This is a genomic window from Ilumatobacter sp., assembly GCF_030065885.1.
In the GTDB taxonomy this organism is placed as follows: domain Bacteria; phylum Actinomycetota; class Acidimicrobiia; order Acidimicrobiales; family Ilumatobacteraceae; genus Ilumatobacter.
This window is the reverse complement of sequence record NZ_JASJCS010000049.1, coordinates 24705-30919: the sequence shown is the minus strand read 5'-3', so window position 1 is coordinate 30919 and position 6215 is coordinate 24705. Positions and strand designations below refer to the sequence as shown.

General features: G+C 67.2%; 8 protein-coding genes. 5 read left to right on the top strand and 3 right to left on the bottom strand.

Annotation, left to right across the window (positions count from 1 at the left end; genetic code table 11):
• Nucleotides 1-18 precede the first annotated feature (18 nt).
• The 3 genes from QNJ12_RS11960 to QNJ12_RS11950 all read right to left on the bottom strand — a co-directional run bounded on the left by QNJ12_RS11960 (nucleotide 19) and on the right by QNJ12_RS11950 (nucleotide 2103).
• Nucleotides 19-1326 (bottom strand): NAD(P)/FAD-dependent oxidoreductase, encoded by a 1308-nt coding sequence (locus QNJ12_RS11960; protein ID WP_367281783.1) that lies wholly within the window; start codon nucleotides 1324-1326, stop codon nucleotides 19-21.
• Between the two features lie 73 nt (nucleotides 1327-1399).
• Complete coding sequence (locus QNJ12_RS11955; protein WP_300622877.1) at nucleotides 1400-1846, bottom strand: type II toxin-antitoxin system VapC family toxin; 447 nt, start codon at nucleotides 1844-1846, stop codon at nucleotides 1400-1402.
• Nucleotides 1843-2103 carry a type II toxin-antitoxin system VapB family antitoxin gene (locus QNJ12_RS11950; RefSeq protein WP_300622876.1) on the bottom strand — a complete coding sequence of 87 codons (261 nt, stop codon included), beginning with the start codon at nucleotides 2101-2103 and terminating at the stop codon, nucleotides 1843-1845. Before QNJ12_RS11950 ends, QNJ12_RS11955 begins: the two co-directional genes overlap by 4 nt.
• A gap of 151 nt (nucleotides 2104-2254) precedes the next feature.
• On the opposite strand from QNJ12_RS11950, the gene QNJ12_RS11945 reads away from it, so the two are divergent.
• From QNJ12_RS11945 to QNJ12_RS11925, 5 genes are all read left to right on the top strand, one after another.
• A complete protein-coding gene (locus QNJ12_RS11945) occupies nucleotides 2255-2896 on the top strand; it encodes a DM13 domain-containing protein (RefSeq protein ID WP_300622875.1) in 642 nt (213 codons plus the stop codon).
• Nucleotides 2897-3058: 162 nt separating this feature from the next.
• On the top strand, nucleotides 3059-3415 hold the full coding sequence (locus QNJ12_RS11940) for a hypothetical protein (protein WP_300622874.1): 357 nt from the start codon (nucleotides 3059-3061) through the stop codon (nucleotides 3413-3415).
• A 673-nt stretch (nucleotides 3416-4088) separates the two neighbouring features.
• Nucleotides 4089-4736, top strand: a complete 648-nt coding sequence (locus QNJ12_RS11935) for a hypothetical protein (RefSeq protein ID WP_300622873.1) — start codon at nucleotides 4089-4091, stop codon at nucleotides 4734-4736.
• A 227-nt stretch (nucleotides 4737-4963) separates the two neighbouring features.
• Nucleotides 4964-5371 (top strand): hypothetical protein, encoded by a 408-nt coding sequence (locus tag QNJ12_RS11930; protein ID WP_300622872.1) that lies wholly within the window; start codon nucleotides 4964-4966, stop codon nucleotides 5369-5371.
• On the top strand, nucleotides 5368-5907 hold the full coding sequence (locus tag QNJ12_RS11925; RefSeq protein ID WP_300622871.1) for a peptidoglycan-binding domain-containing protein: 540 nt from the start codon (nucleotides 5368-5370) through the stop codon (nucleotides 5905-5907). Before QNJ12_RS11930 ends, QNJ12_RS11925 begins: the two co-directional genes overlap by 4 nt.
• Nucleotides 5908-6215: the final 308 nt, after the last annotated feature.

Sequence of the window (6215 nt, the reverse complement as noted above, 5' to 3'; positions counted from 1 at the left end):
ACGATCGGGTCGCCCCGCCTATCGGCTGGGCTCCGAGGTACCACTCGCGCGGTCGGTGCCGGGGCGCCACGCCGAGGTGATCAGGCGGGAGCCGCGTTGGAACGTGACATAGCTCCACGCCCAGCTGAACAGCACGACGAGGCGGCTGCGAAAGTTGATCAGGAAGAGGATGTGGATCATCCACCACGCCATCCAGGCGAGCCAGCCGCGCAGCTTCACCTTGCCGATCACGCCGACCGCCGACGACCGGCCGATCGTCGCCAGCTCGCCCTTGTTCGTGTAGCGGAACACCGGTCGCGCGCGGCCGGCGAGGTCGGCTCGGATGCACGCGGCCGCGTGGGTGCCGCCCTGGATCGCACCCTGCGCGACGCCGGGCACCTGCTCACCGCCCCAGCGTGCGTGCGCGAGGTCGCCGATCACGAAGACGTTCGGCCGGCCGGGCACGGCGAGCGCCTCGTCGACGACCACCCGCCCGGCGCGATCGAGCTCGGCGCCGGTGGCCGCGCCGAGTGGCGAGGCCTGCACACCGGCGCTCCAGAGCACGGTACGGGCGTCGATGCGGCCGTTGTTCGTGTCGACGCCGCGCTCGTCGATGCCGTCGACCAGCGTGTCGAGCCGGACCTCGACGCCGAGTCGCTCGAGCTGGCGGCGTGCGCTCTCGGCGAGGTCCGGTGTGTAGGCGCCGAGGACCCGGTCGGCGCCTTCGACGAGGATCACCCGCGCACTCGACGGATCGATCGAGCGGAAGTCGCGCGACATCGCCCGGGTCGCGATCTCGGCGATCGCGCCGGCCAGCTCGACGCCGGTCGGGCCGCCGCCGACCACCACGAAGTTGAGGTGCTCGTCCCGCTCGGTCGGGTCGTCGGTCCGTTCGGCGATCTCGAACGCCAGCAGGACCCGACGCCGGATCTCGAGGGCGTCCTCGATCGACTTGAGTCCGGGCGCGAGTTGCTCCCAATCGTCGTGGCCGAAGTACGAGTGGCGGACGCCGGTCGCCACGACGAGGTGATCGAACTCGATCTGCGTGCCGTCGGCGAGCACGACCGCTCGATCGTCGATGCGGACCACCTCGCCCAGCCGGACCGAGACGTTGGCGCACTTCCGGAGCGACGAACGGATCGGTGTCGCGATGTCGGCCGGGTTCAGGCCGGCCGTGGCCACTTGGTACAGGAGCGGCTGGAAGAGGTGGTGGTTCCGGCGATCGATCAGGGTCACGTCGACCGGGTCATCGCGCAGCGCCTTCGCTGCCGCCAAGCCGCCGAACCCACCGCCGACGATGACGACTCGATGGCGGCGTGATCGTCGGGGCTGCGGCACGGACGCCATCGTCGCATCGATGGCCGTCTCCGTCACCGTGTGTTCCGTCACGTCCTCCAGAGGCCGGCCGTCGGCGATGACGTCAACCCGCGGTGACGTCGACAACCTCGACGTCGGTCATCTCGAAGTCGCCGCCGACGCAGAGCAGCGGAACCTCGAGGTGGTGCGCGAGCGCGTACGAGAAGCAGTCGCCGAAGTCCAGGCTGGCGCGATGGTTGCGCTTCCCGAACCGGCGCCATGCGTCGCACGCGATGTCGACGAGGTGTTCGTCGACGGGGAAGGTGAGGGCGTCAGCCGCGTCCAAGACCGCACGAGCGGCATCGGCCTCGCCGACCCCGTCGACCGCGTGGAGCTTGGCCTCGGCGACGATCGAGAGCTCGAGCAGTGTCGGTGCTGCGATCACGGGGGCGTCCGACGCTCGGAGAGCGTCTTCCACGCGCTCGGCTGTGGTCTCGGAGCGGAGGATGGCCATGATCGCCGACGTGTCGATCGCAAGGCCGACCGGTCGGGGACGAGAGGGGAGCGTCACGCGGGCAGCCCGTGCTCGTCGTCGCCGATGACCTCGTCGTCGGTGCGGATGTCGGCCACCCGATGAGAGCGCAGTCGCTCGATTGCCGCGCGCAGCGAGTCAGTGCCGTCGGGACGGATGTGCGACGCGAGTCGACGCTCGCGCTCGAGCCGCTGACGCAGTGATTCGGTGATCGCGTCGGTGAGCGACTCGCCCGTGAGCGCAGTCAGCTCACGGAGCAGTTCGTCGGCTCGATCGTTCTTGATGTTGAACGCCACGACGTCGGCGTAGCGGTGCCTTTCTAGAACTCATGCTCATGATCTAGAACACCTGCGGATCGACGTTCGCTCCTGCCCGCGACCTTCCAGCACGGCGACGCCGAGCTGCCCCAGGTGGCATACCGTTGTGCCGTCGTCGGGGAGGTCGATCGTGCTGGCATGGATTCGCAGCAACCTGAAGATCGCGGTGCCGGTCGCCGTGGTCGGTGCGGCCGTCGTGGCCTTCCTTGCGTTCGGGGTGTTCGGCGTGCACACGCTGTTCATCGACGACGTGGTCGACGAGGACGTGCCGGTGTTCGCCTCGGGCCTCGGTGGCGACGCGATCGACGAGCAGATGCGGGCCGAGATGGACGCCGCGATGGAGGCCGAGGGCACCGACGTCGACGTCGAGATGGACGAGGACACGCCGATGCCCGAGGCGCAGGACGAGGCGACCGAGGACGACGCGATGGAGATCTTCACCGTGGCGTCGGGGGAGTTCATCGGGAGGTCGCATCCCGGTGAGGGCCAGGCGCTGGTGCTGAACGATGGCTCCGAGCAGCGGTTCCTCCGGTTCGAGAACTTCGAGACCGACAACGGACCGGACCTCAACGTCTTCCTCGTGGCCGGTGCGAGCGCCGATGCCGACGCCGGCCTGTTCGACGACGACTTCGTCGACCTCGGCGACCTGAAGGGCAACATCGGCCCGCAGAACTACGAGATTCCGGTCGACGTCGACCTCGACCGCTACAACACCGTCGTCGTGTGGTGCGTGAGGTTCGGCGTCGCCTTCACCGCCGCCGACCTCGCGTAGCCGCCGACCTGCGTGATCCCCGGATCGCCGGGCGCCGCCTTCCGCCCAGCGGCCAGCGTGCCATGTGACATGTGTCGCTTGCTCAGCACCCCGTTGACGCTTGCAAAAGTTAGCGGACGGGCGCAGGATGGAGGTGCAGACAAGATGCCTGAGGAGGTACAGATGTCACCGATGTTGGAGACCGTCGAGAAGTACGAGGATCGCGTGTTCGACCAGGTCAAGCACGTCGAGGAGCCCATCCTGCGGTTGACCAAGGAGACGTCGGACATGCTGGCACGGTTCGTGCCCGAGCGCCCCGCGTTCATGGCCGACATGCCGATGCTGACCGAGATCATCGAGAGCCAGCTGAAGTTCCGCAAGCGCCTCGTCGACGAGCAGACGCGCTTCATCCGCAAGATGGTGAAGGCGATGGACCCCGTGATGGAGAAGGTCGACGCGGAGCCCAAGCGTCCCGCCAAGAAGCAGACCGAGCCCGTCGCGAAGGTCGCCCCCCGCCGCACGACCCGCAAGGCCGCCTGAACCGGACCACTCATCACTCGAGCCGCGCGACCGCCGAAGCTCGGCGGGCGCGCGGCTCGATCGCGTCGCGTCGCTCCACGCGCGTCGGCATCACGATCGGTGGCCGCTGGCGTAGGCGTCCGGCTTCGAGGTCTTGAGTCGCCTGCCTCCACGTGCGTCGCCGAGATGGCATAGTGGCGCCGCAGTGCGTCCGTTGGCGTCGCCGATGTGAACGTGGCACCGACGCTGGCCGGCCGTCGACGCCGTGAAGCTGCCCAACGAGGCCGTCGATCCAGCCCGCCCGCCTCCGGCCGGCAGACGACCCGACGAGCTGCGAGCGACACTCGATGAAGCGCCGTCCATGCCGCTTCCCGGCCCCCACCGCACCGAGCAATCGAGCCATGCCGGCGCGCCCGGGATCTTCCGGAACTGTCGCCGAATCCGTGCCTCAGTGGTGCATCAGGACGTGTGCGGACCACCAGGCGCCATGGCTGAGATATCGCCGCGCCGAATAATTGACACGTCGTTGCGCCGGGCGCATCATGGCTTCATGGATCCTGATGGCGTCCTGGTTCGACTGCGACCGGTTGCCCAGGCGGATCTTGCGTGGTTGTATGCGGCGGCATGTGATCCCTCATTGTCTGACAGGATCCGATGGAGGGGCGCGACTCCTTCGCCAGACGAGTTCGGGTAGTTGTTGTGGCAGGGGGTTCATTCTCAGTATGTGGTCGAGTCGCGACTCACCGGGCGGGGGGTCGGGCTGGTCACGTCGTACAACTACAATCCTCCAGCGTCGACGTATGCCGCAGTGATGCCGGCACGCACCGAGACGAGCGGACCTGAGCTCACCGAGGCGATGGCGTTGTTCTGCGGCTTGATCTTCGTGAACGACCCCGTCGACAAGATCTACGTCGAGATCGCTGACTACGTGGGTCATGATGCTCGTGCATTGCACCGCTACTTCGTCGAAGAGGCGGTCTTCAAGGACATCGTCTACCGAGATGGCCGGACATGGGACGTGCGCCATTGGTCGCTGCTCCGGTCGACGTTCGAGGAACACGTTGCTGCGGCTGCGCAAGCATCCCACACAGGGCCGTTGACGCTCGAGCAGCTTGCCGATCGGGTTCGCCCGTACCTGAACAGTGATGACGAGCTCGATCGCACCGATCTGGATTCGCTCGCACTCATCGAGGCAGCGGTCGCTGTCGAGCAGCTCACCGGGACTTTGGCTGAGGAGGTGCTCGATCGGCTCGGACTGGGTGAACGTCTCCATCTCGACGAGCTGCACGAGCGTCACATCGCGTCGGCAGTGGAACGTCAACTGACAGGAGTCATGCCATGAGACGGACGACACCCCTCCTGCTCCTCGTGCTCGCCGGTGGGGGGGTGAGCTGCGGTGACGCTGAACCAGGGGCGACCGGTGACACGATCGCGCCGGTTCAGAGCACCGCCCCTGTGCGATCAGCGCCGCTGAGCTCAGCGTCTTCGGCCGTCGACGCACCGTCGACGCCCCCGCCGAGCACCGCCGCAACACCGGCGACGCTACCGGCCGCGCCCGTCGACGAGGTCGTGCTCGTGACCGCGGCTGGCGATCTCCGGATTGCGGAACCCCTGAGTGGCTTCGAACTCACCGCGGCTCCCGAACGGCACAGCATCGACGGACTCGACACGCAGAACGTCCGGTTCGAACGAATCAACGAAGATGGCTTCTTCGAGTCGTATTCGATCGCGGTCCTCAGCGGTCCAGAGGTCGCAGCGACGCTCAAGGCGCCCGAGTCGATGGAGTACGTCGCCGTCGAGGCGTTCACCGTCAACGGCTCTCAGGTGTACTCGCGGCACCGCGACTTCGGAACGGAGTTTCCGATCTATGAGTTCGCATGGGGCATTTCGGATCATGAGGCCGTCGCCGTACTGACGCAGTACCTCGACGAGGACGAGTTGTTGAAGGTCGTAGCTTCTCTGGAGGTCGCGCGATGACGAGCAAGAAGAAGGCTGTGACCGGGGCAGCGGTAGGCGCGGCTGCGCTGCTGTCGAGCAGCGTTGCGATCGCCGACATCACCGGCTCCGGCCAATGGGGTTCGAGCCCCGGCACGTGGCAACTCCAGAATCCGACCTGGAGCAACCAGGCGGGTTTCTGGCAAACGCTTCTGTGCTCGAACTCCTCCGAGAACGGACCAGTGGACGGATATTTCGGTCCACAGACCCGGGACAACACCAAGCGGTGGCAACGCGACGTGCTCGGTAACTCGGTGTCAGCGGCCGACGGCGTGGTCGACGCCCAGACGTGGAATGACACCTACTGGGCCCGAGCCCCGGGTTTGGGAAACCCGCGAAGACTCTCGATCAATGCCAACCACTTCCACAGCTACTACGGCGGTGGGACCTCGACCGCGCTCTATCAAAACGGCACGTCGAGTGGCATCTGGAAGTTCTACCACGGCAGCAACAACGACTATCACGGCGCCACGAACGCGGACACGATCCCGTCGAAGCCCTGCAACTACGGCTCGTAGCGCGACCCGACCGCCCGCACCGGTGGTAGGCCCGCCGGGCAGGAGCGACGATACAGCCGTCTGAGTCGTTCATCGCTTGAGGCCTGCGCCGCCAGATGGTTCCAAGGGGTGACGACCGGGCGGGTTGCTCCTGAGCGACGGGCCCGTACGTCACGATGCCCCGCGACCGACGGGTTGCCGTCAACGCGATCATGATCGGGCGGCGCCGAACCTCGCGGCGACGGCGACGGCGAGTCGGCCCTGCCTGACGACGATGGTGAACGATGCGCCGCGCGGCGACTCGCCGCCTGGCGCGCGCCAGGTCTCTG

What these genes read in the sequence shown, in the direction of transcription:
- QNJ12_RS11960 (WP_367281783.1), bottom strand. Translation starts at nt 1,326, where the DNA reads ATGGCGTCCGTGCCGCAGCCCCGACGATCACGCCGCCATCGAGTCGTC.
- QNJ12_RS11940 (WP_300622874.1), top strand. Translation starts at nt 3,059, where the DNA reads ATGTCACCGATGTTGGAGACCGTCGAGAAGTACGAGGATCGCGTGTTC.
- QNJ12_RS11925 (WP_300622871.1), top strand. Translation starts at nt 5,368, where the DNA reads ATGACGAGCAAGAAGAAGGCTGTGACCGGGGCAGCGGTAGGCGCGGCT.